Here is a 24834-nt window from a genome sequence, read left to right as displayed (position 1 = left end):
CGCACCCGTGAGCGCGCTCGACATCTTCGTCATCCTGATGCTCGCCGGCGGAGCGCTGGTGGGGTTCGTGCGCGGGTTCGTGCATGAGCTGCTGGCGCTGGGCGCATGGCTTGCGGGGATCGTTGCGCTGCTACTGTTCCACGAGCCGGTGAGCGCGGGCGTCGCGGGGTGGACGTCGAGCGCTCCGGCTTCGGCGGCGCTGGGGTTTGCAGTCATCTTCCTGCCGGTGTTCATCCTGTTCCGGCTGCTCGCGCGGTCGCTGGGCAAACGGTCCCGCAAGTCGGTGCTGGGGCCGGTTGACCGGTTTCTGGGCGGCGGGTTCGGGATGCTCAAGGGGCTGGTCGGGGCGACGCTGGTGTTCCTGCTGGCGAACCTCGGCACCGACATGGTGTATGGCGCGACGGCCGAGCGGCCCGAGTGGATGCGGCGGTCGCAGACCTTTCCGCTCCTGAACGCCACCGCCCGCGCGATCGTGGACGGGGTGCAATCCTATCGCGGGACCGAAGCCAACCGATGATCCGCCTGTACGATACTATGACGCGCGAGAAGCGGGAATTCACGCCCGGCGAGCCTGGCCGCATCACCATGTATGTGTGCGGGCCGACGGTGTACGGGCGCGCGCACATCGGCAACGCGCGGCCCGCCGTAGCGTTCGACGTGCTCCGGCGACTGCTCAAGCACAGCTACCCCGAGCATCAGCTCACCTACGCCCGCAACATCACGGACGTGGACGACAAGATCATCGAAGCGGTGCGGAGCGAGGGCGTCGCGCCTGAGGTGATCACCGCGCGCTACGAGGCGGCCTACCTCGACGACATGCGCGCGCTCGGCGTCGAGGACCCGGACATCGCGCCTCATGCCACCCAGGAGATCGCGGCCATGGGGGCGATGATCGGCGAGCTGGTCGCGTCGGGCAACGCCTATGCCGCGGAAGGCCATGTGCTGTTCGACGTGAGCTCGGACCCCCACTATGGCGTGCTCAGCCGCCGCGACCGCGAGGCGATGCTGGCCGGCGCGCGGGTCGAGGTTGCGCCCTACAAGCGGAACCCCGGCGACTTCGTGCTATGGAAGCCGAGCGCGACCGACGTGATCGGCTGGGAGAGCCCATGGGGGCGGGGACGGCCGGGCTGGCATATCGAGTGTTCGGCGATGATCCGCCAGCACCTGGGCGAGACGATCGACATCCACGGCGGCGGCATCGACCTCGTCTTCCCGCACCATGAGAACGAGGCCGCGCAAAGCCGCTGCGCGCACGGGGGCAAGCCGCTGGCGCGCTATTGGATGCACAACGGGTTTGTGGATTTCGGCTCGGAGAAGATGTCCAAGAGCCTGGGCAACACGGTGCTGGTGAACGAATTGCTGAGCCAAGGGCACCGCGGCGAGGTGCTGCGGCTGGCGCTGCTGAGCGCGCACTATCGGCAGCCGCTGCCGTGGACGGAGAGCCTGATCGTCCAGAGCAAGGCGACGCTGGAAGGCCTGCAGAACGCCCTGCGCAAAGTGCAAGAAGTCTCGTACATAGAAGACGAGGCGCCGTCTGAACTGACCGACGCACTAGAAGACGATCTGAACACGCCTGCAGCCATTACGGCTTTGGGTAGAATTAGAAAGACGCTTACGACCGCGAACAACGAGGACGCAGTCGGGAAAGCTAAGCATCACATGCACGTTGCCGGTCAGTTGCTCGGTTTCGGATCGCTGATGCGCCCGATCTCGGCCACGATGAACATGACAGTGGAACTGAAGGACTTCCTGAACCCGGCCAAGTTCAGTGACCAAGTCGCCAATGCAGTTATCCAGGCCACCGTTGATGTGCGAACGGAAGCTAAGAAGCGCCGCGACTTCGCGGAAGCTGACCGCATCCGCGACGAGCTCAAAGCCGACGGCATCCTGTTGGAAGATGGGCCCTCCGGCACCAATTGGCGGCGGGCATGAACGCTCCGCTCTATACGACCGAGATCTTGCGGCTGGCCGCGTCCCTGCCACCTGGGACCAGCCTCGCGGAACCGCATGGGCGAGGCGAGAAGAGGTCCGCGACCTGCGGGAGCGTGATCCGGACCGAGGTGCGGCTGGACGGGCAGGGTCGGGTGGCAGAGATTGCGCAGCAGGTGCAGGCCTGCGCCTTTGGGCAGGCGAGCGCGGCTCTGGTGCAGGGCTCTGCGCTGGGACGACCGGCCGAGGATATGCGAGCTGACCGCGCGGCGCTGGCGGCGTGGCTCGGCGGTCAAGGCGACCCGCCGGAAGGTTTCGCTGTCCTTGTCCCCGCCCGCGCCAAGACCGGGCGGCATGGGGCGATGCTGTTGTCGTTCGATGCGCTGATCGCGGCTTTGGACTCCGCCGCTCGGGATCCCGGCCTGCGCCGGGATGACGAGGAGAAGCGATGACCCAGCTCCTCACCGGCATGGCAGTAATGCTGGGGGCGGCGCTGCTCTTCGTGGGCATCTTCCGCCGCCTGGGGCTCGGCGCCACGCTGGGCTACATCGTCGGCGGGGCGGTAGTCGGGCCGCAGGTGCTGGGGCTGGTCGGCCAGCCCGAGACCATCATGAGCGTGTCGGAGATCGGCATCGCACTGCTGTTGTTCCTGGTCGGGCTGGAGCTGCAGCCGAGCCGGCTATGGCGGCTCCGACACGACATCCTCGGGCTGGGCGGTGCGCAGGTGGTGCTGGCCGGGGCGGCGCTGGCGGCTATCGTCCACTTCGGGCTGGGCGTCAGCTGGCAGGTCAGCGTTGCGCTCGGCTTCCCGCTGGCGCTGTCCTCGACCGCGCAGGTGCTGCCGATGCTCCGCTCCACCGGCGAGCTCAACACGCCCTACGGCGAGCGGGCATTCTCGATCCTGCTGTTCCAGGATTTGGCGCTGATCCCGCTGATCACGGCGGTGGCCGCGATGGCGCGGGCGCCGCGGCCGGAGGACCCGGTCGGCTGGGAGCTGGCGGCCTACACGGTGGGCGCGGTGATCGGCCTGGTGGTCGCCGGCCGCTACCTGCTGAACCCGTTATTCCGGCTGATCGGCCGCTTGAGCGAACGCGAGCTGTTCGTGGTCGCGGGGCTGTTCACGGTGATCGCCGCCTCCGCGCTGATGCACTGGCTGCACCTGTCGGTCGCGCTGGGCGCATTCGTCGCGGGGGTGATGCTGGCCGAGTCGCCTTACCGGCATGAGCTGGAAAGCGACGTGGAGCCGTTCCGCTCGATCCTGCTCGGCCTGTTCTTTATGTCGGTCGGCATGTTGCTCGACCTCAGCGTGATCGCGCAGCGGCCCTTCCTGGTGCTGGGGCTGGCGGTGGCGGTGATCGGGGTCAAGGCCGCGCTGCTCTACCCGCTGGCCCGCGCGTTCAGGATGATGCCCGGACGCTCGATCAGCCTGGCCCTGCTGCTGAGCCAGGCGGGCGAGTTCGGCTTTGTGCTGTTCGCCCAGGCCCGGTCGGTTCAGCTGATCGACGCAGCGACCGCCAGCCTGTTCGGCGCAGTGGTCACCCTGTCGATGGTCTCGACGCCGTTCCTGATGCGCCTGATCGAATGGCTCGCCCGCCGCCAGCCCGCCGGTGAAGTCGATCTGGAGGGGCCGGAGTTCTCGCCCGAGACCAACGCCATCGTGGTCGGCTACGGCCGCTTCGGGCAGACGGTGGCGCAGATGCTCCAGGCCAAGCGCATTCCCCTCACCCTGATCGACCTGGGCGCCGAGATGATCGAGCGCGCGGGCGAATTCGGCACCAAGGTCTATTATGGCGATGGCACGCGGCTCGACCTGCTGCGGCAGGCGGGGGCCGAGAGTGCGGAGGCGATCCTGTTCTGCCACGCCGATCCGGAGCTCGGGCCGGAGCGGCTGCGGCCGATCATGGAAGCGTTCCCGCATGCGCTGATCATGGTGCGGGTGTTCGACCGGCGGCAGATGATCGCGCTGGACGGGCTCGGCATTCCATTGATGCAGCGGGAGGTGTTCGAGAGCGCGGTGGTGATGGGCAGCGCGGCGCTGCGGCAGCTGGGCATCGCCGAGCGCGAGGTGGGCCGAGTCGAACGGGAGTACCGCACCCGGGATAGCGAGCGGCTGCAGCTGCAAAGCGAGTCGGGCGATCTCCATGCAGGCAAGGACCGCAGTTTCGGGGCGGAGCGGTCCCTGCCGGACGAGCAGCCGGTCAGGGAGCCTAGCTAGCCAGCGTTGGCGAGGAAGCCGGCGAGGCGCTCCGGCTCCACGTCGGGCGCCAGGAAGGCATTGCCGATCCCGCCGGTCAGGACCAGGCGGAGGCGGCCGCCCTCGTTCTTCTTGTCGGCACCTATCAGCGGGAGGAGCGCGCTGCGGTCGACGCCGGTTTCGCCGATGGTGGTGGGCAGGCCCGCCGACGCGAGATGGCGGCGGACGCGGGCGGCGTCGTCGGCCGGGCAGAGTTCGAATGCCACCGAGAAGTCGAAGGCCAAGGCCATGCCGACCGCCACCGCCTCACCGTGCAGCACCGTGCCCAGGCCCGCGGCGGACTCGATCGCATGGCCAAAGCTATGGCCGAGGTTGAGCAGCGCGCGGAGGCCGGTGCGGTCCTCGGGATCCGCCTCCACCAGCCGCGCCTTGGCCATAAAGCACTGGCTGACGGCTTCCTCCCGCATGGTTCGGTCGCCCGACAGGATTGCCTCCCGATGGTCCTCCAGCCAGTCGAACAGCACTTCATGTCCGATCAGCGCATATTTGACGACCTCGGCATAGCCAGCGCGGAGCTGGCGTTCGTCGAGCGTGTCGAGCAGGGCGACGTCCGCCAGCACCAGCGCGGGCTGGTGAAAGGTGCCGACCAGGTTCTTCTGCCCCTCGGCGTCGATCGCGGTCTTGCCGCCGACCGCGCTGTCCACCTGGGCGAGCAGGGTGGTGGGCACGTGCACGACGGGGCAGCCCCGCTTGAACAGGCTGGCGGCGAGCCCGGTGAGGTCGCCGACGGAGCCGCCGCCGAACGCCAGCAACGGGCTCGTGCGGTCCAGGTTGAGCTCGGCGAAGCGCGCGATCAGCCGTTGCAACTGTCCCCAGCTTTTGGCCGCTTCGCCCTCCGGAACGAATATCGGCTCGACATGCAGCAGATCGGAAAGAGTGGCACCGTGCAGGGCCCAGATGCGCTCGTCCGTCACCACCGGCACGGAACGGCCTCGTGCAAGGTCGCCAAGGCGGCGGCCGGCCTTGGCCAGGGGCCCGACCACCACTTCGTAGCGGCACCCGGCAGCGTCCACGGTAAAGTTCATCATGCGCTTGCAACATGCTCCTGAAGGGCGGTGATGATCGCCTCGACCACCTCCGCGTGGCTGCCCCCGCTGCTGGGGATGCGGATGTGCGCTTCGGCATATTTCGACCCACGCTCGCCGATCAAGCGCTCCAGCGTCTCCGTGCGGTCGCCGTCCTTGAGCATCGGCCGGGTCTCCGGCCGCCGCGCGGTCCGCTGGGCGAGCAGGTCGACCGGCGCATCGAGCCATACGGTGATCGCCCGCTCGTTGAGCAACCGGCGGGTCTCTTCGTTGACGTAGGCGCCGCCCCCTGTTGCGATCACCCGCACCCCGCCGTCCACCAGCCGAGCGACCAGCCGCCGCTCGCCGTCGCGGAACTCGGCCTCGCCGTAGCGCTGGAAGACCTCGCCCGCGGGTAGGCCGACCGCGTCCTCGATCGCCGTGTCGCTGTCCACGAACGGCAGGCGCAGTCGGCGTGCAAGCCGGCGGCCGACCGTGGATTTGCCCGCGCCCATCAACCCGACCAGCACCACCGGCCGGTCAAGCCGCGCGGTCAGCTGGCCATCGTCGCGAACGCTCATCGCGAGGGCTATACAGCGGCGCGGCCACTCGGCAAAAGGCCGCGTCATGGCCATTCACCGCAGACCGCCTCACCCGCTACGCGGACCGCTCATCCTTGTTGTCCTGCTGCTTGTTCTACTTGGCGCAGTGTACTTCATTTCCGGCTCTGCCAAAGAAGTGCCAACCCGCACTATCGAGGTCGACGTCGCCCGTGACCAGTCGAGCTAAGCTGCTCTTGGCGGGCGGCGCGGCGCTTGCCCTGGCGCTGCCGGCAGTGGCGCAGGAGGTCCTGCTGCCGCCCGGCTTCGGCAACGAGGCTACGCCGCCGCCGGCCGAGACCCAGAACCAGCCATCGACGGGCAATACGGTAACGCCGGCGCCGCGTCGCGAGGCTCCGCGGCCGCGACCCCGCCCGGACGCCAGCGCGGGCGAACTAGCCGAGGTGATCGCAGGCGAGCTGGCCGACGGCGAACCGCTCGAGCCGCCCCCGCCTCCGGTCGAGATCCCCGACGAGTCCCGCCGGGACCCGCGCTTCGCCGGGGCGATCGACCCGGTCGCTTGGAGCTTCGGGCAGCAGCCGTGGGGCAGCGCGAACGGCAGCTTCCTGTCAGGGCTGCTGCGCCGGCAATCGACCCCGCTACCCTCGCGCTGGCTGCACATGACGCTGCGCAACGCCCTGCTGGCTAGGGGCGAGGCGCCGCCACAGATCAATCCGGTCGACTGGGCGGCCGAGCGCACCTGGCTGCTGCTGCGCATGGGCGAGGCGGCGGCGGCGCGGATGGTGGTGGCCGCAGTCGATGTCGATAATTTCACGCCCAAGATGACCCAGGTGGCGGTGCAGAGCGCGCTGGCCAATGGCGATCCGGCCGGGCTGTGTCCCTTGCGGGCCGGCGGGTTGGGCGAGGTGGAGCCGCGCATCCTGCCGCTGACGGACGCCATGTGCGCCGCGCTGGAAGGCGAGTCGGCCAGCGCCGCGGCGCAGATCGACCAGGCCCGCCGCCGCGGCCGGGTGCGCGGCATCGACTTGGTGCTGGCGCAGAAGGTGGTCGGCGCGGGCGCCGACACCAGCCGGGCGGTGACGGTGGAATGGGAGCCGGTCAACTATCTGACGAGCTGGCGCTTCGGCTTGGCTACCGCGACGGGGGCGATTCCTCCCGACCGGCTGATGGAACGCGCCTCGCCGCAGGTGCGGGCGTGGCAAGCGCGGGCGCCGCTCCTGTCGCCCGAGCAGCGCTTGCCGGCCGCGCGATACGCGGCGGGTCTGGGCGTGCTCTCGTCGGGCGCGCTGAACGAACTCTATGCGCTGATCTACGACGCAACCGATGCGTCCGACCTGCCCGGCACCGACGCCTGGCGTCTGCGTACCGCCGTGCTCGGCCGCGATCGCGGGGCTCGGCTCGGGGCGATGCGGCAGCTGTGGGAAGCGGCTGACGGGGAGGTCGAGGAGCAGGCAGCACGGGCGATGCTGGCGTTCGCGGCGACGCGGGTCCGGCCGGATCCGGAGCTGGCCCGCGACGCGCCCGAACTGATCGCATCAATGCTGGCCGGCGGCTACGACCGGGAGGCCGCGCGGTGGTCGGCAGCAGTTGGGCAGATGGACGCCGAGCCGGCCGACCGCGCCTGGGCGATGCTGGCGCTCGGCACGACGTCGGAGGCGATGGACGTGAGCTTCGGGCGGATCGACTCCTTTATAAGTCGGGACAACAGCCGCGGACAGCAGCGCAGCAAGCTCTTGGTGGCGGGGCTGGCGGGAACCGGGCGGATCGATACGGCGACGGCGGCGCGGCTGGACGAGCGGCACGGGCTGGGGCTGGGCCGGACCTCGGTATGGAGCCGGATTGCCGATGACGCCGGGCGCCGGCGGCAGGCCGGCTCGGCGGTGCTGCTCGCGGCGATCGGGATGCAGGCGCCGAGCTTTGCGCAGGTGCCGGCGGCGCAGCTGTTGCGTGGCCTATCCGCAATGCGGCGGAGCGGGCTGGACTACGCCGCGCGGATGATCGCGGCCGAGGCGCTAGCGCGGACGTGACGCCTGAGGACCGGGCGCTGGTCGACCGTTTCCTCGACATGATGGCGGCGGAGGCAGGCGCCTCGCGCAACACGCTGATGGCGTATCGCAGCGACCTGGCCGCAGCGGCGGCTGTTGCCGAGCTGGGCACCGCCAATTCCGACAGGCTTGGCGAGCTCGGGCGCGCATGGGCGGGGCTGTCGCCGGCGACTGTCGCGCGCCGCGCCGCGGCACTTCGCCGCTTCTACGGCTTCCTCCACGATGAGGGGCTGCGTCCCGACGATCCGTCCGCCGCCCTGCCCCGACCGGCGACCGAGCGCCCGCTGCCGCGCATCCTAGACCCGAACGAAGTTGAGGCGATGTTCGGAGAAGCGGAGGGCCGGGCGGCGAGCGGCCAGCCGACGGCGTTGCGCAACCTCGCCTTGCTGGAGCTGCTGTACGGATCGGGCCTGCGCGCGACGGAGTTGGTCAGCCTGCCGCGCGGCGCCTTGCGGCGGAGCGAGCCGTTCCTGATCTTGCGCGGCAAGGGCGCCAGGGAGCGGCTGGTGCCGATCTCGGAGCGGGCGCATGCGGCGGTCGGCGGATGGCTGCCGCACGTGCCGGCCAAGTCGGCGTGGCTGTTCCCCGGCGGCAAGAATCACCTCTCGCGGGTGCGGCTGTTCCAGCTGGTGCGGGAGATGGCGGGGGCGGCGGGGATCGCGCCCGACCGCGTCAGCCCGCACGTGCTGCGCCATGCCTTCGCGACGCACCTGCTGTCCGGCGGCGCTGACCTCAGGGTGCTGCAGGCGCTGCTCGGCCATGCCGACATCGCGACTACGCAGATCTACACCCACGTCGACAGCGCGCGGCTGGTGGAGCTGGTCAACCAGCGCCATCCGCTTGCCACTGAAGGCCGCAGTGCCTAGTCCGCGCGGCCAATGAAGACCTTTCTGGATTTCGAGAAGCCGATCGCGGAGCTGGAGACGCGGGTCGCCGAGCTGCGCGAAACGGCGAGCTCGGGCGAGATCGACATCGACGCCGAAATCGAGCGGCTGGAGGCCAAAGCGGCGCGGCTGCTCAAGGAAACCTACGGCAGGCTGACGCCCTGGCAGAAGGCGCTGGTCGCACGTCACCCGGATCGCCCACACTTCAAGGACTATGCGGCCGGGCTGACCGACGAGTTCATGCCGCTAGCCGGAGACCGCGGCTTTGCCGACGACCGGGCGATTGTCGGCGGGCTGGCGCGGATCGAGGGGCGGCGGGTCGTGCTGATCGGGCACGAGAAGGGCGACGATACGGTCAGCCGGCTGCGCCACAACTTCGGCATGGCCAAGCCCGAAGGCTACCGCAAGGCGATCCGGCTGATGCAGCTGGCCGACCGCTTCGGGCTGCCGGTGGTGAGCCTGGTCGATACGCCCGGCGCCTTCCCCGGCGTGGAAGCCGAGGAGCGGGGACAGGCGGAGGCGATCGCCCGATCGACCGAGCAGTGCCTAGCGTTGCGCGTGCCGCTGGTCGCCGCGGTGGTCGGCGAGGGCGGCTCGGGCGGCGCGGTGGCGATTGCTGCGGCGAACCGGGTGCTGATGTTCGAGCACGCGGTTTATTCGGTGATCTCACCCGAAGGCTGCGCGTCCATCCTGTGGCGCACCGCCGACCGGGCTCCGGAAGCCGCGGAAGCGATGCGGATCACGGCGGCGGACCTTGTGACGCTTGGCGTGGTGGACCGGATCATCCCGGAACCGGTCGGCGGCGCGCAGCGAGCCCCCATGGACGCGATCGCGTCTCTCAAGCAGGCGGTTGTCCAGGAATTGGACAGTCTGTCCGGCAGGAGCCCGGAAGAAATTCTGCACCACAGGCGGGAGAAGTTCCTGGCCATCGGCTAGCACGATCGCCCCGGAACCCGTTTCGGCACCGGCCCGTTCAGATTTGCGAAAAGCAATCCAACTTACGGGTCATGTTTATGCGTAACACTTTTCTTCTGCTATCGGCTGCGGCGACCGCGATGGCGCCGGGCATGGCCGCCGCGCAGTCGGCTTACCGCAACCTGTCACCCCGCTATGTGCAGGAAGCGCAGCAGCAGCATACTGAGCTGGTGGCCGAGTTCGGCGGGGCCGAGACCGGGAGCCGCGCCGCGTACGTCGATCAGATCGGCCGGCGGATGGCCGCGCAGTCGGGCGTCAACCCAGGGGCGTTCCGCTTCACCACGTTGAACTCCGCAGTGGAGAATGCGTTCGCGGTGCCGGGCGGCTACATCTACATTACCCGCCAGTTGATGAGCATCATGAACGACGAGGCCGAGCTCGCCTTTGTCACCGGGCATGAGGTCGGGCACGTCGCGGCCAACCACGCGCAGGCGCGCCAATCAGCGAGCCGCACCAACGCGATCGGTGGCATTCTTGGCGCCATTCTGGGAAGCGTGATTGGCGGTGGGATCGGCAGCGCGCTAGGCAACATGCTGCAGACCAGTTCGCAGCTGCGCACGCTGAGCTTTAGCCGCAATCAGGAGTATGACGCCGACCGGTTGGGCATCGGCTATCTGACGCGCGCCGGCTACGACCCTGCGGCCAGCGCCACCATGCTGGCGGCGCTGGCGCGCTCGTCGGCGCTGGAGTCGCGGGTGCAGGGGCAGGACAATCGCTCGACGCCGGAATGGGCGCAGACCCACCCGAACTCCGAGAACCGGGTCCGGCAGGCCGCCGGCATGTCCCAGCAAACCGGCCGCGCCGGGCAGGGTGTGCGCAACCGCGAGGCCTTTCTAAACCAGCTTGACGGAGTGGTGGTCGACGACGATCCCGCGCAGGGCATCATCGATGGGCGGACCTTCACCCATCCGGACTTGCGGCTGCAGTTCACCGTGCCGGTCGGCTATCTGATGCAGAACGGCACCGACGCGGTGACGATCTCCGGCTCGGCAGGCAAGGCGCAGTTCAGCACCGCGCGCTTCAACGGCAATCTCGACAGCTACATTGCCGGGGTGCTGCAGTCGCTGACCGGCGGGCGGGTGCCGATCCAGGTGCTGGATCGCAACCGGACCACGATCAACGGCATCCCGGCGTCCTATGTGGTGGCGCGGGCCAACACCTCGTCGGGGGCGGTGGACGTGAGCGTGTTCGCCTATGCCTTTGGCCGGAGCCAGGCTTACCACTTCGTTGCGCTAACGCAGGGCGGCCGCGGCGTCGGCCAGTTCGCGCCCATGGTCAATTCGCTTCGCCGCATCTCGCCGGCGGAAGCGGCCAACATCCGGCCGCGGGTGATCAATGTGGTGACCGTTCGGCCCGGGGAGACGGTGCAATCGCTGGCGAGCCGGATGGCCTACCGCGACTTCCGGGTGGAACGGTTTCTATCCTTGAACGGCTTGTCCGGCAATGCGCGACTGGTCCCCGGGCAGCGGCTCAAGCTCGTCGTTCACGGCAGTCGGGCGCGCTAGGCCGTAATTCGGCGGTGGTTTCGGAAGGCTTACCGCCCTCCGGGCGGCGCTTGTCACATCGCGTTGCTGACGTTGCTGCTGATGCGGGTCCACATGCCATTGTTGCCGCCGCCCATGGACGACAAGGCGCCAATCGCGGCAACGGAGATGAGGGCGATGATCAGCCCATATTCGATGGCCGTTGCGCCGCCCTGGTCGCGCCGCAACATGCGAAAAAACGATCGGATAGCGTCCAAGCCACCCTCCTCTGGTCCACGTCCACGAGGACAGGTGTACTTACAGAAAGTTAACAGATCGTGCGGAGTGCGGGGTTACGCCGCCGTTAGGGATGCGGGCTGGGTCCACGCCGCGAAGTGGATTAGCTCCACGGTTTCGACGGTTCGCTCGCCGGCGCCGAGCTGTGCGAACTCGGTTCGAGCCGTCGCCAGGGCAGTCCGGAGCAACGGCGTCCGGGAGCGGCCAGACAAGACGTTGGTCGCTCCCATCCCGCGAAGATCTGCAACGAGGTCGTCGAGAGTGCGGTAGCTAAGGCGGACGCGATCGATGTCGACCACCGGCATGACGAAGCCCGCGTCCTGCAGCAGCCCGCCGATAGCCGAGGCTTCGATCCGCGGATGGACGCGCGGGGCGGCACCGGCGCCGCCCGCGCGGTCGGCCGCGAGCATGGCGGCGCGCAGGGCAGGAAGGCTGTTGTTGCCGGGAAAGGCACCGACGAACAACGCTTCCTCCGTCAGCACCGCGCGCAGGATATGCAGCACCGCGCGCAACTCGTTGGCGGTGTCCAGCTGGCCAAGCACCAACAGCAGGTCGAAGCTCCCCGGCGGGAAGCGCGCCACATCGTTGAGGGTTGGAGCGATGATCACCTGCTCAGCCGCGCCCGTCAGCGGCTCCGCCAGCCGCGGGTCCAGACAGCCGACCAGCAGCGCGCGCCCGAAGCGGCGCTGCACCAGGCTCAGCCGGTCGGCCAGGTCCTCGACCGCGCGTTCGGCCAGGAACAGGCGTGGACCCTGCCAAACGGCGCGCTGCCGCCGGAGGGCAAGTGCCTGGTCGTCGAAGATCGGTCCGGTCATCTTTCGCTTGTGCCGCCCGGGGAGACGCGGAACAAGGCGGCATGAGCTTCAGCGCCACTATTCGCCGGGCAGGCCGCTTCGGGCTGTACTTCGCGCTTCCGCCGCGCTGCCCGGCGTGCGGTGCGATCACGGCCGATGTGGATTTGTTCTGCGACGGCTGCTGGGGCGAGGTGGAGTTCCTGGGCGGCGGCTGCACCACCTGCGGGCTGCCGCTGGAGGCAACGGACGCGGAGACCTGCGGCGCCTGCCTGGCCGAACCGCCGCCGCTGGCGCGGATCCGGTCGGCCGTAGCCTACGGCGATACCGCGCGGAGCCTGGTGCTGCGGCTCAAGTACGGGCGCAAGACGGCGCTCGCGCGGACCATGGCCCCTATGCGGCGACCGCTGGGCGAGCTGACGCCGGGCGCGCTGCTGGTCCCGGTGCCGCTCCATCGGCGGCGCTTGTGGGGCCGCGGGTTCAACCAGGCGGCGCTGATCGCGGCCGAGCTGGCCCGCAAGAGTGGGGGCCAAGCGGACCCGCTCTTGCTCCGCCGCTCCCGCCACACCCCGCGGCTCAAGGGCATGAGCGTGTCGGAGCGGCGGCGAGCGGTGCAGGGGGCGTTGGCGGTGCGGGACGAAGGAGCTGTGCGCGGGCGCGACATCATCCTCGTGGACGACGTGTACACCAATGGGAGCACTGCCGCGGCCTGTGCCCGGATGCTGAAACGGAACGGCGCTGCGAGCGTCGAACTGTTGACTTGGGCGAGGGTAGTCCGCCCGACGACCATCCGCTAGAGCCGCGGCTCAAGCCATGGAGGAACCACGAGTGCCCCGCGTCGAGATGTATTCCAAGACCACCTGCCCTTATTGCATCCGCGCGCAGCACTTGCTGCAGCAGAAAGGCATCGCGCCCGAGATCTACAACATCGACGCCGGTGGCCCTAAGCGCGACGAGATGATCGAGCGGGCGGGACGGATGACGGTGCCGCAGATCTTCATCGACGGGCGGCACGTCGGGGGTTGCGACGATCTGTACGCGCTGGAACGTGCGGGCAAGCTGGACACCCTGCTGGCCGCGTGACCCGGATCGCCTTGTTCCAGGCCCGGAGCGGCATCGACCCGGCGCGCAACGCCGCTGCCCTGGTCGGGGCCGTGCGAAGTGCGAAGGGCGGCGGTGCGGCCATGCTGTTCACGCCCGAGATGTCGGGGCTGCTCGACCGGGATCGCCAGCGGGCGGCGGCTCACCTGCGCACCGAAGAAGATGACGAAGTCCTCGCCGCGGTGCGGACGGCGGCGAGGGAGCATCGCCTCTGGGTCCACCTGGGAAGCTTGGCGGTCAAGACGGATCAAGAGCGGCTGGCCAACCGCGGCTTCGTGATCGACGACGGCGGCGAGCTCCGGGCGCGCTACGACAAAATTCATTTGTTCGACGTCGACCTGCCCACCGGCGAGAGCTGGCGCGAGTCGGCGGCGTACCGCCCGGGCGAGCGGCTGGTGGTGGTGGAGGGGACGCCGATGGGGCGGCTCGGCCTGTCGATCTGCTACGACCTGCGCTTCCCCGCGCTGTTCGCGGCGCTGGCGGAGGCCGGGGCCGAGACGATCGCGGTTCCGGCGGCCTTCACCGTGCCGACGGGTCAGGCGCATTGGCAGGTGCTGCTGCGGGCTCGAGCGATCGAGGCCGGGCTGTTCGTGGTCGCCGCCGCGCAGGCCGGGCAGCATGAGGACGGCCGCGAGACCTACGGCCACAGCCTGGTCGCGGGTCCGTGGGGCGAACTGCTGTTGGAGATGGACGGCGAGCCGGGCTTGGCGTTCGCCGAGGTGGACCTCGCGCGTATCATGGAGGTGCGCGGCCGGGTTCCGGCGCTGACGCACCGGCGCCCGATGCCCGCGGTCGAGGTCGTGCCCGGCTGAGACGTTGATTTGCTGCCCGCCCCTCCTGTAGGGCGGTGGGCGACGGCCCCGTAGCTCAGCAGGATAGAGCGGCAGATTCCTAATCTGTAGGCCACAGGTTCGAATCCTGTCGGGGTCACCATCGTTGCGGCAGGCGGGAGGATTAGGTGAACGGAAGGCTGGCATCGCTGTTCACCTCGCACCCGCGCGCGCTCGGGATGAGCTGGCTCGATCATGGCACGGGCGCGGCCAGGATCGGCGCGCAGATGATCGGGGCGGGTGCTGCATGCCTGGTTCATGCGGTCGTGCCGGGCTGGTTCACCGAAACCGCGGGGCGCACGGTGGTTCGCCTCCACGACCATATGCAGCGCCGCCGGGCGGGCGCGACCAATCCCGAGGGCTGGCCAGACTATGAGATCTGACGCCGCCGGGCTTCCGGTGGCGATTGTCGGCGGCGGCTTCTCGGGCACGATGACGGCCGTGCAGTTGGCGCGGCGCGGCGTGCGAAGCGTGCTGCTGGATGGCGGCGGGCGGATGCATCGCGGCGTTGCCTATTCCACAGCCGAGCCGGCGCACCTGCTGAATGTGCCCAGCGGAAAGATGAGCGCCTGGCCCGACCGGGCCGGCCACTTCGCCCAATGGCTGGGCGACGACGGAACAAGTTTCGCTGAGCGACGGGGCTTCGGGCGGTACGTGGAGGGGATCGCCCTGGCACATGACGCCTTGATAGAACGGCGCGAGCAAGGCGCTTCGGCGGCGTCCCCGGCGGACGGCGGCTGGCAGATCGAACTTGCGGACGGATCGGTCGTCCAGGCGTCGGCGCTGGTTCTGGCGAGCGGCAACCAGCCGCCTGCGCCCATGCGGGTTGCCGAGGATGCTGGCGCGCTGTTCGTCAACAATCCGTGGAGCCAGGAGGCAGCCGCGGTCGTCGCCCGGATAGCGGAGGACGGCGGCGACGTGCTGATCCTCGGCACCGGGCTCACCATGATCGACACGGTGCTGTCACTCGCGGCCGCGGGTCACAAGGGCCGGGTGCTGGCGCTGTCGCGGCGGGGGCTGCTTCCGCGCTCACATGCGCCGCACCAGCCGTTTGCGGCGGCGATGGAGGAGGTGCCCGCGGGCAAGGTGCTGCCGTTGTGGCGCTGGCTGCGGCGGCGAAGCGCCGACGTGGGGTTCCGGGCCGCGGTGGACTCGCTGCGGCCGCACAGCCAGGCGCTGTGGCAGGCGTTCCCGCCGGCCGAGCAGCGCCGCTTCCTCCGCCACGCGCGGCCCTGGTGGGACGTGCACCGCCATCGCATCGCCCCCCAGATCGGAGAACAGCTCGCGACGCGCGTCGCCGACTGGGGCTTGGAGATCGTCGCTGGCCGGCTGAGACTCTTGCAGGCGGACGGTGATGGCTTGGCAGCAACCATCATGCCGCGGGGCAGCATCGAACCGCTGCACCGGCGCTTCGCGGCCACCTTCAACTGCACCGGCCCGCTCGGCGACATCAAGCGCACGCGCGACCCGCTGCTGCGGCAGATGCTGAGCGGGGGCCTCGTTCGGCCGGACGAACTGGGAATGGGGCTGGCAGTCGATGAACGCTCGCGCGCCGGGTCGAACGCCTGGGCGGTCGGGCCGCTCACCAAGGGTTGCTTTTGGGAGATCGTCGCCGTTCCGGATATTCGCGGGCAGGCGGAAGCGGTCGCGGCCGACATCGTGCGGGAGCTGACAAGATGAATGGCAGTCCGGAAGACGGCGACCTGGTCGCTTCCCCACCAAAGATCGCGGTGCCCGACGAGGTCGCGGAGGCGGTTCGCACGCTGATCCGCTGGGCGGGGGACGATCCCGGGCGCGAAGGACTGCTCGATACGCCGGTGCGGGTGGCGCGCGCCTGGAAGGAATATGCGCGGGGATACGGCGAGGATCCGGCGGTCCATCTCACCCGCACCTTCGACGAGGTCGGCGGCTACGACGAGATCGTGCTGCTCAAGGACATCCCCTTCCAGTCGCATTGCGAGCACCATTTGGCACCGATCATCGGCAAGGCGGCGATCGCCTATCTCCCCGGCACGCGGGTGGTCGGCATCTCCAAGCTGGCGCGGGTGCTGCACGGCTTCGCCCGGCGGCTGCAGGTGCAGGAACGGCTGACCGCGCAGGTCGCCGACTGCATCTGGGAGCATCTCGAGCCGCAGGGGGTGGCGGTGGTGGTGGAAGCGAGCCATGCCTGCATGTCGGCGCGCGGGGTCAACACGCCCGGCGTGATGATGACCACCAGCCGAATGATGGGCACCTTCCGCAAGGACGAACGCAGCCGGCGCGAGGTGCTGGCGCTGATGGGGTACTAGCCCGCTTGGCATCGGCGGGCTCGCCGCCTAACCGCTCGCACGAACAGCAGGGGAGAAGCATGCGCGCGTTTCTATTTCCGGGGCAGGGCAGCCAGAGCGTCGGCATGGGAGCCGCGCTGGCGGAGGCGAGCCGCACCGCCCGCGATACCTTCGAGCAGGTGGACGAGGCGCTGTGGCAGGGCCTGTCGCGGCTGATGCGCGAAGGGCCGGAGGACCAGCTTACGCTGACGGAGAATGCACAGCCAGCGATCATGGCGCATGCGCTGGCGGTGTTCCAAGTGCTGACGCGCGATTGCGGAATTGAGCTCGGGCGGGCCGCGCAGTTCGTGGCCGGGCATTCGCTTGGTGAATATAGTGCATTGTGCGCGGCAGGCGCGTTCGATCTGCCGACCGCCGCGAAGCTGCTGAAGCGACGCGGGCAGGCGATGCAGGCTGCGGTGCCAGTCGGGCAGGGCGTCATGGCGGCGTTGCTTGGCGCCGATCTCGACAAGGCGCGGACGATCGCCGAAGCGGCGGCTCAGGGCGAAGTCTGCGCGGTCGCCAACGACAACGATCCGAGCCAGGTGGTGCTGTCGGGACACAAGGGCGCGATTGAACGGGCGATCGGCCTCGCCAAGGAGATGGGGGCGAAACGCGCGGTGCTGCTGCCGGTCTCGGCCCCGTTCCACTGCTCGCTGATGCAGCCCGCGGCGAACGCCATGGCCGAGGCGCTAGGCGAGACCGAGATTGCCTCGCCTGCGGTGCCCGTGTTCGCAAACGTGACCGCTGGGCCAGAGCAGGAGCCGCAGCGCATCCGCGAGCTGCTGGTGGAGCAGGTCACCGGCATGGTCCGCTGGCGCGAGAGCGTGGCGGCGATGCGTGAGGCGGGCGTCGACGAGTTCGTTGAGCTGGGCGGCAAGGTGCTCGGGCCCATGGTCAAGCGCATCGCGCCGGATGCGAAGGTGACCAGCCTCCTGTCGATCGACGACATCGAAGCGCTGGCGAAGGAGATCGCATGATGTTCGGTCTGACTGGGATGACCGCGCTGGTGACCGGCGCTTCGGGCGGGCTTGGCTCGGCGATCGCCAGGGCGCTTGCGGCGCAGGGTGCGCGGCTCGCCGTCAGCGGGAGCAATGCTGCGAAGCTTAGTGCTTTCCGCGATGAGCTTGGCGGCGAGCATGTGGCGCTGCCATGCAACCTGGCGGACGGTGCGGCGGTGGACCGGCTCGTGCCCCAGGCGGTGGAGGCGCTCGGCGGCAAGCTCGACATCCTCGTCAACAACGCCGGGGTGACCCGCGACAACCTGCTCATGCGGATGAAGGACGAGGAGTTCGCGGAAGTCCTTCAGATCAACCTGCAGGCCGCCTTCCGGCTGATGCGGGCAGCGGCTAAGCCGATGATGAAGGCGCGCTTCGGCCGGATCGTCTCGGTGAGCTCCGTCGTGGGCGTGACCGGCAATCCGGGGCAGGCCAACTATGTCGCGTCCAAGGCCGGGCTGATCGGCATGAGCAAGGCGGCGGCGCAGGAGCTGGCGAGCCGCAACATCACCGTGAATTGCGTCGCGCCTGGCTTCATGACGTCAGCCATGACCGACGCGCTGAATGAGGCGCAGCGGGCGGCCATCCTAGCCAAGATCCCGGCGGGTGCGATGGGCTCGGGCGAGGACATCGGCGCGGCGGTGGTCTACCTCGCCAGCCGCGAGGCGGGCTACGTCACCGGTCAGACGCTGCACGTGAATGGCGGCATGGCGATGCTCTGAGGCGTCGTTGCAACAGACGCTGAACCAGCCTGCAACAGCGTATCTTGCGACTCCTTGTCGCCGATGAACTCACCCCTATATCGCCTCCGAAACATCAAGGACGGGCGTGCCTGGAAGGGCGTCCGGGGGCTATTGGAAGGTAGTTGAAAACTATGGCGAAAGTGATCGGGATCGACCTCGGCACGACCAACAGCTGTGTGGCGGTCATGGAGGGCGGAACGCCCAAGGTTATCGAGAATGCGGAAGGCGCGCGGACGACGCCGTCGGTGGTCGCGTTCACCAAGGACGGCGAGCGCCTGATCGGCCAGCCGGCCAAGCGGCAGGCGGTGACCAACCCCGACAACACCATCTTCGCGGTAAAGCGGCTGATCGGCCGGCGGTTCGACGACCCGATCACCAAGAAGGACACCGAGCTGGTGCCCTACAGCATCACGCGCGGCGGCAATGGCGACGCGTGGGTCAACGCGGGCGGCAAGGATTACAGCCCGTCGCAGATCAGCGCCTTTATCCTGCAGAAGATGAAGGAAACGGCCGAGGCCTACCTCGGCGAGAACGTCACCCAGGCGGTGATCACCGTTCCCGCCTACTTCAACGACGCGCAGCGCCAGGCGACTAAGGACGCTGGCCAGATCGCCGGCCTTGAAGTGCTGCGCATCATCAACGAGCCGACGGCGGCGGCGCTCGCCTACGGGCTCGAGAAGAACGACGGCAAGACCATCGCGGTCTACGACCTCGGCGGCGGCACGTTCGACGTGTCGATCCTGGAGATCGGCGACGGCGTGTTCGAGGTGAAGTCGACCAACGGCGACACCTTCCTCGGCGGTGAGGACTTCGACGCCCGGATCGTCGAGCATCTCGCGGACGCGTTCAAGCAAGAGAACGGCATCGACCTCAAGCAGGACCGGCTGGCGCTGCAGCGGCTCAAGGAAGCCGCCGAGAAGGCCAAGATCGAGCTGTCGTCGGCCGCGACGACCGAGGTGAATTTGCCGTTCATCACCGCGCGCATGGAAGGCGGCGCGACCACGCCGCTGCACCTCGTCAAGACGATCAGCCGCGCCGACCTCGAGAAGCTGGTCGGCCCGCTGATTGACCGCACGCTGGAGCCGTGCCGCAAGGCGCTTGCCGACGCCGGCCTCAAGGCGAGCGACATCGCCGAGGTGGTGCTGGTCGGTGGCATGACCCGCATGCCCCGCGTGCGTGCAGTCGTGCAGGAGTTCTTCGGCAAGGAGCCGCACACCGGCGTCAACCCCGACGAGGTGGTGGCGATCGGCGCGGCCATTCAGGCGGGCGTGCTGCAGGGCGACGTCAAGGACGTGCTGCTGCTGGATGTGACGCCGCTGTCGCTCGGCATCGAGACCTTGGGTGGCGTGTTCACCCGGATGATCGACCGCAACACGACCATCCCGACCAAGAAGAGCCAGGTCTTCTCGACCGCCGACGACAACCAGAATGCGGTCACCATTCGCGTCTTCCAAGGCGAGCGCGAGATGGCGGCGGACAACAAGGTGCTGGGCCAGTTCGACCTGGTAGGCATCCCGCCCGCGCCCCGCGGCGTGCCGCAGATTGAGGTGACGTTCGACATCGACGCCAACGGCATCGTCAACGTGTCGGCCAAGGACAAGGGCACCGGCAAGGAGCAGCAGATCCGCATCCAGGCGTCGGGTGGCCTCTCCGACGCGGACATCAACCAGATGGTCCAGGACGCCGAGCGCTTCGCCGAGGAGGACAAGCACCGTCGCGCGGGCGCCGAGGCGAAGAACCAGGCTGAAAGCTTGATACACTCGACCGAGGGGCAGCTTCGGGAGCATGGCGATAAGGTCTCGCCCGAGGTGAAGAGCGAGATTGAGACCGCCATTGCCGAGGCCCGAACCGCGGTCGAGGGGGGCGACGCCGACACCATGAACCAGAAGACGCAGGCGCTGACCCAGGCGGCGATGAAGCTCGGCCAGGCGATGTACGAGTCGCAGCAGGCCGGTGCTTCGGGCGCGGGTGCTTCCGGTCCCGACATGGGGGCGGCGGATGCTGGCACTGCCGACGCTGAAGCTTCGTCTGCCGATCAGGAGGAAGTGGTCGACGCCGAGTTCTCGGAAGTCGACGACGAGAAGCGGGCATAAAGGGATGACCTCGTGCGTCATCCCGGCGGAGGTCGGGATTTTAGGCAAAATAGCGATATGCTCGTTGCCTGAGACTCCGACCTCCGTCGGGGTGACGCGCTGGGGGGCACGTCATGGTTGAGACCGACTATTACGAGCTGCTCGGGGTCGAGCGGACAGCCGACGACCGAACCATCAAGGCGGCCTATCGCCGGCTGGCGATGGAGTGCCATCCCGACCGCCACGGCGGCTGCTCCGACCAGGAAGCCAAGTTCAAGGCGATCAACGAGGCTTACGATTGCCTCAAGGACCCGCAGAAACGGGCGGCCTACGATCGCTTCGGCAAGGCGGCGTTCCAGAACGGGGGCGGCGGGTTCGGCGGCGGCAACGGCCAGGGCTTCGACGGCTTTTCCGACATCTTCTCGTCGATCTTCGGCGAGTTCATGGACTCGCGCGGCGCGCGCCAGAACGCTGCCCGCGGCGCCGACCTGCGCTACGATCTCGAGCTGACGCTGGAGGAAGCTTTTTCCGGCAAGCAGGCGGAGATTGAGGTGGAAACGCTGCAGCCGTGCGCGCCGTGCGAGGGCGACGGCTCACGCGGGACCAGCAAGCCGCAGACCTGCCGCACCTGCAACGGCGTGGGCAAGGTGCGGGCGCAGCAGGGTTTCTTCATGGTCGAGCGGGGCTGCCCCGCCTGCTACGGCCACGGCGTCACCATCGCCGATCCCTGTCCGCAATGCGAGGGCGAAGGCCGGGTACTTAAGCGCCGCAATCTGTCGATTCAGGTTCCCGCCGGGGTAGATGAAGGCACCCGCATCCGCGTCGGCGGTGAGGGCGAAGCGGGCGTGCGCGGCGCGCCGAACGGCGACCTCTACCTGTTCGTGCACATGGCCCGCCACCCGCTGTTCGGGCGCGACGGGACGACCTTGGTGGCCGAGTGCCCGGTGACCTTCACCACCGCTGCGCTGGGCGGTCAGATCACCGTGCCGGGGATCGACGGCAACCCGATCGACATCAAGATCCCGCCGGGTATCCAGTCGGGCGAGACGCTGCGCCAGCGCGGGCAGGGCATGAGCGTGCTCAACGGCCGCGGCCGCGGCGACCTGGTCACGCGGGTGCTGGTGGAGACGCCGACCAAGCTGACGGCCAAGCAGAAGGAGCTGCTCGGGCAGTTCCGCGACACCGAGACGGGCGAGGAGTGTCCGGCGAGCAGAAGCTTCTTCAGCCGGATCAAGGAAAAGCTCGGCAGCTAGATTGCGCTAGCGGGTGCTGGCGCTAGGGTTCGCTCCGCAACAGGAGACAACCATGCGCCGACTTGCCTACGCCCTTCTTGTTGCCGCCTCCGTGCCGGCTGCGGCGCAGCAGCAGGACTTCTCGAAAGTCGAGGTGCGGGTGGAGCGCGTCGCGCCGGGCGTGGCGGTGCTGTTCGGTCAGGGCGGCAATATCGGCCTCAGCCACGGCGAGGACGGCAATGTCCTGATCGACGACCAGTTCGCGCCGCTGGTCCCGAAGATCGTCGCGGCGGTGAGCAGCGTCGACCCGGACCCCATCCGGTTTCTGATCAACACGCATTGGCACGGCGACCATACCGGCGGGAACGAGCGGTTGGGCCAGGCCGGGGCGGTTATCGTCGCGCATGACAATGTCCGCCGCCGGATGTCGGTCGAGACCTTTTCCAAGCAGATGAATCAGACCATCAAGGCGACGCCCAAGGCCGGCCTGCCGGTGGTGACCTTCGCCGGCGGGGTGAACTTTCATCTTAATGGCGATCGCATCCAGGTGGTGCATGTACCCAATGCGCACACGGACGGCGATGCGCTGGTCTATTGGACCGGCGCCGATGTCGTCCACATGGGCGACACCTTCTTCCATCGGGTGACCTTCCCCTTCATCGATCGGGAGAGCGGGGGTTCGATCGACGGCATGATCGAAGCGGCCAAGCGCGGCCTGGCGCTGGTGAAGCCCGGCGGCAAGGTCATCCCCGGACACGGTCCGGTCGCCACCCGCGAGGAGCTGAAGGCCTACCATGACATGCTGGTGGACGTGCGCAGCAAGGTCGCGGCGGGCGTCGCAGCCGGACGGACGAGGGCAGCGGTGGTGGCCTCCAAGCCCGCGGCGCCTTACGCAGCGACCGTTGCCGCGGACGGCTTCATCAAGCCCGATCGCTTCATCGAGACCATGTACGACGAGCTCAAGGCCAAGCGGCGCTAGGTGCGGCCGAACACCCGCTCGAAGATCGTGCCGATGTGCTTGAAGTGGTAGCCGAGGTCGAAGCTCTCCTCGAGCCGCCCGGCCGGGATCGCGGCGGTGACCTGTGGATCGGCCTTAAGCAGGTCGAGCAGCGATAGCCGGCCGTCGGACTCCCATACCTTCATCGCATTGCGCTGGACGAGCGCATAGCTGTCCTCGCGGCTGAGGCCCGCCTGGGTGAGCGCGAGGAGCACGCGCTGCGAGTGGACGAGGCCGCCCATGCGGTCGAGGTTCTTTTGCATACGTTCGGGATAGACGAGCAGCTTGTCGACCACGCCCGTCAGCCTCGCCAGCGCGAAGTCGAGGGTAATCGTTGCGTCGGGGCCGATGAAACGCTCGACCGACGAGTGGCTGATATCGCGCTCGTGCCACAGGGCTACATTCTCCAGCGCGGGGACGACGGCGCTGCGGACCATGCGCGCGAGGCCGGTCAAGTTCTCGGTCAGCACCGGGTTGCGTTTGTGGGGCATGGCCGAACTGCCCTTCTGCCCGGGCGAGAAATACTCTTCCGCTTCCAGCACTTCGGTGCGCTGGAGGTGGCGGACCTCGGTCGCCAGCCGCTCGATCGAGGAAGCGATCACGCCGAGGGTGGCGAAGAACATCGCGTGGCGGTCGCGCGGGATGACCTGGGTGGAGGTAGGCTCGGGCGTGAGGCCGAGGCGCCGGGCGACATGTTCCTCCACACGCGGATCGATGTTGGCGAAAGTGCCGACCGCGCCGGAGATGGCGCAGGTGGCGATGTCATCGCGGGCACGCGCGAGCCGTTCGCGGTTGCGGGCGAACTCGGCATGGGCCTGGGCGAGCTTGAGGCCGAAGGTCAGCGGCTCGGCATGGATGCCGTGGCTGCGGCCGATGGTCGGGGTGAGCTTATGCTCGAAGGCGCGGCGCTCCAGTACGGCGAGCAGCTGGTCGAGGTCGTCGAGCAGGATGTCGGCGGCCTGGGTCAGCTGGACCGATAGCGCGGTGTCGAGGACGTCCGAACTGGTCATGCCCTGGTGAAGGTAGCGCTTCTCGGGCCCGAGCCGTTCGCCGATCCAGGTGAGAAAGGCGATCACGTCATGCTTGGTGACCGCCTCGATCGCGTCGATCGCGGGCACGTCCACCGGGTTGATCACCCCGCGGGCGTGCGCGTCGACGATCTTTCGCGCATCCTCCGCCGGGATCATCCCGATCTCGCCCATCGCCTCGGCGGCGTAGACCTCGATGTCGAACCAGATGCGGAAGCGGTTTTCGGCCGACCAGATGGCCGACATGGGGGGGCGGGAATAGCGAGGAACCATGCGGGGGGCGGCTAGCAGGGCCCACTCAAGGCTGCAACGAACGGTGGGCTTGTGTCTGCTGTGGGTGGGAAGCAGATCGTCAATCGCGAGATCGATCGCGCCATTGTCGGACAGCCAGCAGCACGAGTTTGACAGGAATGAAGATCATGACCGCGAATAGCAGAAGCGATAACGCCGCTCCCACAATCAGAAACCACGGGTTTTCATTTCCCACTCAGCAAAGCCTAGCGCCTTCGCGAACGTCCGCAATGGTCGTGAGCTGACATCAACCGTCTAGATCAAGCCCTGCGCCCGCAAGCTCGTCCGCCCCGTTGCGCCGACGATCACATGGTCGTGCACTGTGACCTTCATGTGCCGCCCGGCGTCGACCAGGTCGCGGGTGAGGCGGATGTCGGCTTGGCTGGGGGTGGGATCGCCGCTCGGGTGGTTGTGGACGATGATGATGGCGGTGGCGCCGAGCGCGATGGCGCGGCTGATGACTTCGCGGACGTGGACCGAGGCTTCGTCGACCGAGCCGCGCCACATCGCCTCGTTGGCGAGCAGCAGGTTCTTGGCGTTGAGGAACAGCACGCGGACCTCCTCGACCGGATCGTGCGCCATGGTCGCCTGAAGGTAGTCGCCGAGCGCGTCCCAGCTCGCGATCAGTGGGCGGCCCTCGATCCGGGTCTCGAGCAGCCGCAGGGCCGTCGCCCGGGCGATCGCCAGCGCGCCGATCACCCCGTCGGTCAGGCCTTCCCGCCGGAGCGCGTCGGGCGAGGCGGAAAGCAGCGGCCCGACCCCGCCGAAGCTGGAAATCAGCCGCTTGGCCAAGGGCTTGGTGTCCCGGCGCGGGATGGCCAAAGTCAGCAGATATTCAACCAGCTCATGGTCGAGTAGAGCATCGCCGCCGCCGTCCAGCAGCCGTTGCCGGAGGCGCGCGCGGTGCCCGTCGGACCCGGCCGGCTTGTTGTCTCCCGGCAACAGGTTAGGCTGAACGGACGGCAAGCGGTGGTACTCCTTCGTGCCGGGGGCGGAACGGCCGTAATGATTCGAGGTTAAAACAACGATGGTGG

General features: G+C 68.6%; 25 protein-coding genes and 1 tRNA gene. 20 read left to right on the top strand and 6 right to left on the bottom strand.

The genetic code is table 11. The annotated features are described in order from the left end of the window. The first annotated feature begins 7 nt into the window (after positions 1-7). From QZX62_RS09345 to QZX62_RS09330, 4 genes are read left to right on the top strand one after another with little or no spacing between them, the layout of a single operon-like run. Entirely contained in the window at positions 8-517 is a 510-nt protein-coding gene (locus tag QZX62_RS09345; RefSeq protein ID WP_294173911.1) for a CvpA family protein, read from the top strand. Beyond that, positions 514-1932 carry a cysteine--tRNA ligase gene (cysS, locus tag QZX62_RS09340; RefSeq protein WP_294173909.1) on the top strand — a complete coding sequence of 473 codons (1419 nt, stop codon included), beginning with the start codon at positions 514-516 and terminating at the stop codon, positions 1930-1932. The genes QZX62_RS09345 and cysS overlap by 4 nt, the downstream gene beginning before the upstream one ends. Continuing rightward, positions 1929-2381: an iron-sulfur cluster assembly scaffold protein gene (locus QZX62_RS09335; RefSeq protein WP_294173908.1), complete on the top strand. Its 453-nt coding sequence runs from the start codon at positions 1929-1931 to the stop codon at positions 2379-2381. The genes cysS and QZX62_RS09335 overlap by 4 nt, the downstream gene beginning before the upstream one ends. Next, entirely contained in the window at positions 2378-4144 is a 1767-nt protein-coding gene (locus QZX62_RS09330) for a monovalent cation:proton antiporter-2 (CPA2) family protein (RefSeq protein WP_294173906.1), read from the top strand. Before QZX62_RS09335 ends, QZX62_RS09330 begins: the two co-directional genes overlap by 4 nt. Here the strand turns inward: QZX62_RS09330 and aroB are convergent. Both aroB and QZX62_RS09320 read right to left on the bottom strand, forming a co-directional pair. After that, positions 4141-5211 carry a 3-dehydroquinate synthase gene (gene aroB / locus QZX62_RS09325; protein ID WP_294173904.1) on the bottom strand — a complete coding sequence of 357 codons (1071 nt, stop codon included), beginning with the start codon at positions 5209-5211 and terminating at the stop codon, positions 4141-4143. The genes QZX62_RS09330 and aroB overlap by 4 nt on opposite strands. Next, positions 5208-5768: a shikimate kinase gene (locus QZX62_RS09320; protein ID WP_294173903.1), complete on the bottom strand. Its 561-nt coding sequence runs from the start codon at positions 5766-5768 to the stop codon at positions 5208-5210. The genes aroB and QZX62_RS09320 overlap by 4 nt, the downstream gene beginning before the upstream one ends. A gap of 191 nt (positions 5769-5959) precedes the next feature. Between QZX62_RS09320 and QZX62_RS09315 the strand changes: the two genes are divergently transcribed. The 4 genes from QZX62_RS09315 (at position 5960) to QZX62_RS09300 (ending at position 11156) form a co-directional block, all read left to right on the top strand. Beyond that, positions 5960-7774 carry a hypothetical protein gene (locus QZX62_RS09315; protein WP_294173902.1) on the top strand — a complete coding sequence of 605 codons (1815 nt, stop codon included), beginning with the start codon at positions 5960-5962 and terminating at the stop codon, positions 7772-7774. After that, positions 7771-8658, top strand: a complete 888-nt coding sequence (locus tag QZX62_RS09310) for a tyrosine recombinase (RefSeq protein ID WP_294173901.1) — start codon at positions 7771-7773, stop codon at positions 8656-8658. The genes QZX62_RS09315 and QZX62_RS09310 overlap by 4 nt, the downstream gene beginning before the upstream one ends. Before the next feature lie 12 nt (positions 8659-8670). Then, a complete protein-coding gene (locus QZX62_RS09305; protein WP_294173900.1) occupies positions 8671-9612 on the top strand; it encodes an acetyl-CoA carboxylase carboxyltransferase subunit alpha in 942 nt (313 codons plus the stop codon). 77 nt (positions 9613-9689) lie between these two features. Further along, complete coding sequence (locus QZX62_RS09300; protein ID WP_294173898.1) at positions 9690-11156, top strand: M48 family metalloprotease; 1467 nt, start codon at positions 9690-9692, stop codon at positions 11154-11156. Between the two features lie 53 nt (positions 11157-11209). Here QZX62_RS09300 and QZX62_RS09295 read toward each other — a convergent pair whose 3' ends face one another. Further along, the gene (locus QZX62_RS09295; RefSeq protein ID WP_294173896.1) at positions 11210-11365 is read right to left on the bottom strand and encodes a Flp family type IVb pilin; all 156 of its coding nucleotides are present in this window, start codon (positions 11363-11365) and stop codon (positions 11210-11212) included. A 102-nt stretch (positions 11366-11467) separates the two neighbouring features. After that, a complete protein-coding gene (locus QZX62_RS09290) occupies positions 11468-12226 on the bottom strand; it encodes an SAM-dependent methyltransferase (protein WP_294173894.1) in 759 nt (252 codons plus the stop codon). Positions 12227-12267: 41 nt separating this feature from the next. On the opposite strand from QZX62_RS09290, the gene QZX62_RS09285 reads away from it, so the two are divergent. The 12 genes from QZX62_RS09285 (at position 12268) to QZX62_RS09230 (ending at position 22463) form a co-directional block, all read left to right on the top strand. Beyond that, a complete protein-coding gene (locus tag QZX62_RS09285) occupies positions 12268-12999 on the top strand; it encodes a ComF family protein (RefSeq protein ID WP_294173892.1) in 732 nt (243 codons plus the stop codon). Between the two features lie 31 nt (positions 13000-13030). Continuing rightward, on the top strand, positions 13031-13285 hold the full coding sequence (gene grxC / locus QZX62_RS09280; RefSeq protein WP_294173890.1) for a glutaredoxin 3: 255 nt from the start codon (positions 13031-13033) through the stop codon (positions 13283-13285). Continuing rightward, on the top strand, positions 13282-14115 hold the full coding sequence (locus tag QZX62_RS09275) for a carbon-nitrogen hydrolase family protein (protein ID WP_294173888.1): 834 nt from the start codon (positions 13282-13284) through the stop codon (positions 14113-14115). The genes grxC and QZX62_RS09275 overlap by 4 nt, the downstream gene beginning before the upstream one ends. A gap of 44 nt (positions 14116-14159) precedes the next feature. Then, positions 14160-14236, top strand: a tRNA-Arg gene (locus tag QZX62_RS09270). A 25-nt stretch (positions 14237-14261) separates the two neighbouring features. Next, positions 14262-14516 (top strand): DUF6356 family protein, encoded by a 255-nt coding sequence (locus QZX62_RS09265; protein ID WP_294173886.1) that lies wholly within the window; start codon positions 14262-14264, stop codon positions 14514-14516. After that, positions 14506-15813 carry an FAD/NAD(P)-binding protein gene (locus QZX62_RS09260; protein WP_294173884.1) on the top strand — a complete coding sequence of 436 codons (1308 nt, stop codon included), beginning with the start codon at positions 14506-14508 and terminating at the stop codon, positions 15811-15813. The genes QZX62_RS09265 and QZX62_RS09260 overlap by 11 nt, the downstream gene beginning before the upstream one ends. Next, the gene (gene folE, locus QZX62_RS09255) at positions 15810-16421 is read left to right on the top strand and encodes a GTP cyclohydrolase I FolE (RefSeq protein WP_294173882.1); all 612 of its coding nucleotides are present in this window, start codon (positions 15810-15812) and stop codon (positions 16419-16421) included. Before QZX62_RS09260 ends, folE begins: the two co-directional genes overlap by 4 nt. A 59-nt stretch (positions 16422-16480) precedes the next feature. Continuing rightward, positions 16481-17419 (top strand): ACP S-malonyltransferase, encoded by a 939-nt coding sequence (fabD, locus tag QZX62_RS09250; RefSeq protein ID WP_294173880.1) that lies wholly within the window; start codon positions 16481-16483, stop codon positions 17417-17419. Further along, a complete protein-coding gene (gene fabG / locus QZX62_RS09245; protein ID WP_294173954.1) occupies positions 17419-18159 on the top strand; it encodes a 3-oxoacyl-[acyl-carrier-protein] reductase in 741 nt (246 codons plus the stop codon). The genes fabD and fabG overlap by 1 nt, the downstream gene beginning before the upstream one ends. 152 nt (positions 18160-18311) lie before the next feature. Continuing rightward, positions 18312-20273, top strand: coding sequence for a molecular chaperone DnaK (dnaK, locus tag QZX62_RS09240; protein ID WP_294173878.1), 1962 nt, complete (start codon positions 18312-18314; stop codon positions 20271-20273). A 113-nt stretch (positions 20274-20386) separates the two neighbouring features. After that, positions 20387-21505 (top strand): molecular chaperone DnaJ, encoded by a 1119-nt coding sequence (gene dnaJ / locus QZX62_RS09235; RefSeq protein WP_294173877.1) that lies wholly within the window; start codon positions 20387-20389, stop codon positions 21503-21505. A 52-nt stretch (positions 21506-21557) separates the two neighbouring features. Further along, the gene (locus QZX62_RS09230; RefSeq protein ID WP_294173876.1) at positions 21558-22463 is read left to right on the top strand and encodes an MBL fold metallo-hydrolase; all 906 of its coding nucleotides are present in this window, start codon (positions 21558-21560) and stop codon (positions 22461-22463) included. On the opposite strand, the gene purB is transcribed toward QZX62_RS09230, so the two are convergent. Both purB and radC read right to left on the bottom strand, forming a co-directional pair. Next, entirely contained in the window at positions 22460-23782 is a 1323-nt protein-coding gene (purB, locus tag QZX62_RS09225; RefSeq protein WP_294173875.1) for an adenylosuccinate lyase, read from the bottom strand. The two genes, QZX62_RS09230 and purB, sit on opposite strands and share 4 nt — an antisense overlap. A gap of 273 nt (positions 23783-24055) precedes the next feature. Next, positions 24056-24766: a DNA repair protein RadC gene (gene radC / locus QZX62_RS09220; protein ID WP_294173874.1), complete on the bottom strand. Its 711-nt coding sequence runs from the start codon at positions 24764-24766 to the stop codon at positions 24056-24058. Positions 24767-24834 lie beyond the last annotated feature (68 nt).

This window comes from uncultured Sphingomonas sp. (genome assembly GCF_902806265.1).
In the GTDB taxonomy this organism is placed as follows: domain Bacteria; phylum Pseudomonadota; class Alphaproteobacteria; order Sphingomonadales; family Sphingomonadaceae; genus Sphingomicrobium.
Note: the sequence above shows the minus strand (reverse complement) of the source record. Positions and strands in the feature narration are given on the sequence as shown.

Bases quoted from the DNA above. Each gene is read 5' to 3' on its own strand.
- QZX62_RS09320 (WP_294173903.1), bottom strand. From the start codon at position 5,768: ATGAGCGTTCGCGACGATGGCCAGCTGACCGCGCGGCTTGACCGGCCG.
- folE (WP_294173882.1), top strand. From the start codon at position 15,810: ATGAATGGCAGTCCGGAAGACGGCGACCTGGTCGCTTCCCCACCAAAG.
- QZX62_RS09305 (WP_294173900.1), top strand. From the start codon at position 8,671: ATGAAGACCTTTCTGGATTTCGAGAAGCCGATCGCGGAGCTGGAGACG.
- QZX62_RS09260 (WP_294173884.1), top strand. From the start codon at position 14,506: ATGAGATCTGACGCCGCCGGGCTTCCGGTGGCGATTGTCGGCGGCGGC.
- QZX62_RS09295 (WP_294173896.1), bottom strand. From the start codon at position 11,365: ATGTTGCGGCGCGACCAGGGCGGCGCAACGGCCATCGAATATGGGCTG.
- purB (WP_294173875.1), bottom strand. From the start codon at position 23,782: ATGGTTCCTCGCTATTCCCGCCCCCCCATGTCGGCCATCTGGTCGGCC.
- dnaK (WP_294173878.1), top strand. From the start codon at position 18,312: ATGGCGAAAGTGATCGGGATCGACCTCGGCACGACCAACAGCTGTGTG.
- fabD (WP_294173880.1), top strand. From the start codon at position 16,481: ATGCGCGCGTTTCTATTTCCGGGGCAGGGCAGCCAGAGCGTCGGCATG.
- QZX62_RS09330 (WP_294173906.1), top strand. From the start codon at position 2,378: ATGACCCAGCTCCTCACCGGCATGGCAGTAATGCTGGGGGCGGCGCTG.
- QZX62_RS09285 (WP_294173892.1), top strand. From the start codon at position 12,268: ATGAGCTTCAGCGCCACTATTCGCCGGGCAGGCCGCTTCGGGCTGTAC.
- dnaJ (WP_294173877.1), top strand. From the start codon at position 20,387: ATGGTTGAGACCGACTATTACGAGCTGCTCGGGGTCGAGCGGACAGCC.
- QZX62_RS09230 (WP_294173876.1), top strand. From the start codon at position 21,558: ATGCGCCGACTTGCCTACGCCCTTCTTGTTGCCGCCTCCGTGCCGGCT.
- QZX62_RS09300 (WP_294173898.1), top strand. From the start codon at position 9,690: ATGCGTAACACTTTTCTTCTGCTATCGGCTGCGGCGACCGCGATGGCG.
- QZX62_RS09335 (WP_294173908.1), top strand. From the start codon at position 1,929: ATGAACGCTCCGCTCTATACGACCGAGATCTTGCGGCTGGCCGCGTCC.
- fabG (WP_294173954.1), top strand. From the start codon at position 17,419: ATGTTCGGTCTGACTGGGATGACCGCGCTGGTGACCGGCGCTTCGGGC.
- cysS (WP_294173909.1), top strand. From the start codon at position 514: ATGATCCGCCTGTACGATACTATGACGCGCGAGAAGCGGGAATTCACG.
- QZX62_RS09290 (WP_294173894.1), bottom strand. From the start codon at position 12,226: ATGACCGGACCGATCTTCGACGACCAGGCACTTGCCCTCCGGCGGCAG.
- aroB (WP_294173904.1), bottom strand. From the start codon at position 5,211: ATGATGAACTTTACCGTGGACGCTGCCGGGTGCCGCTACGAAGTGGTG.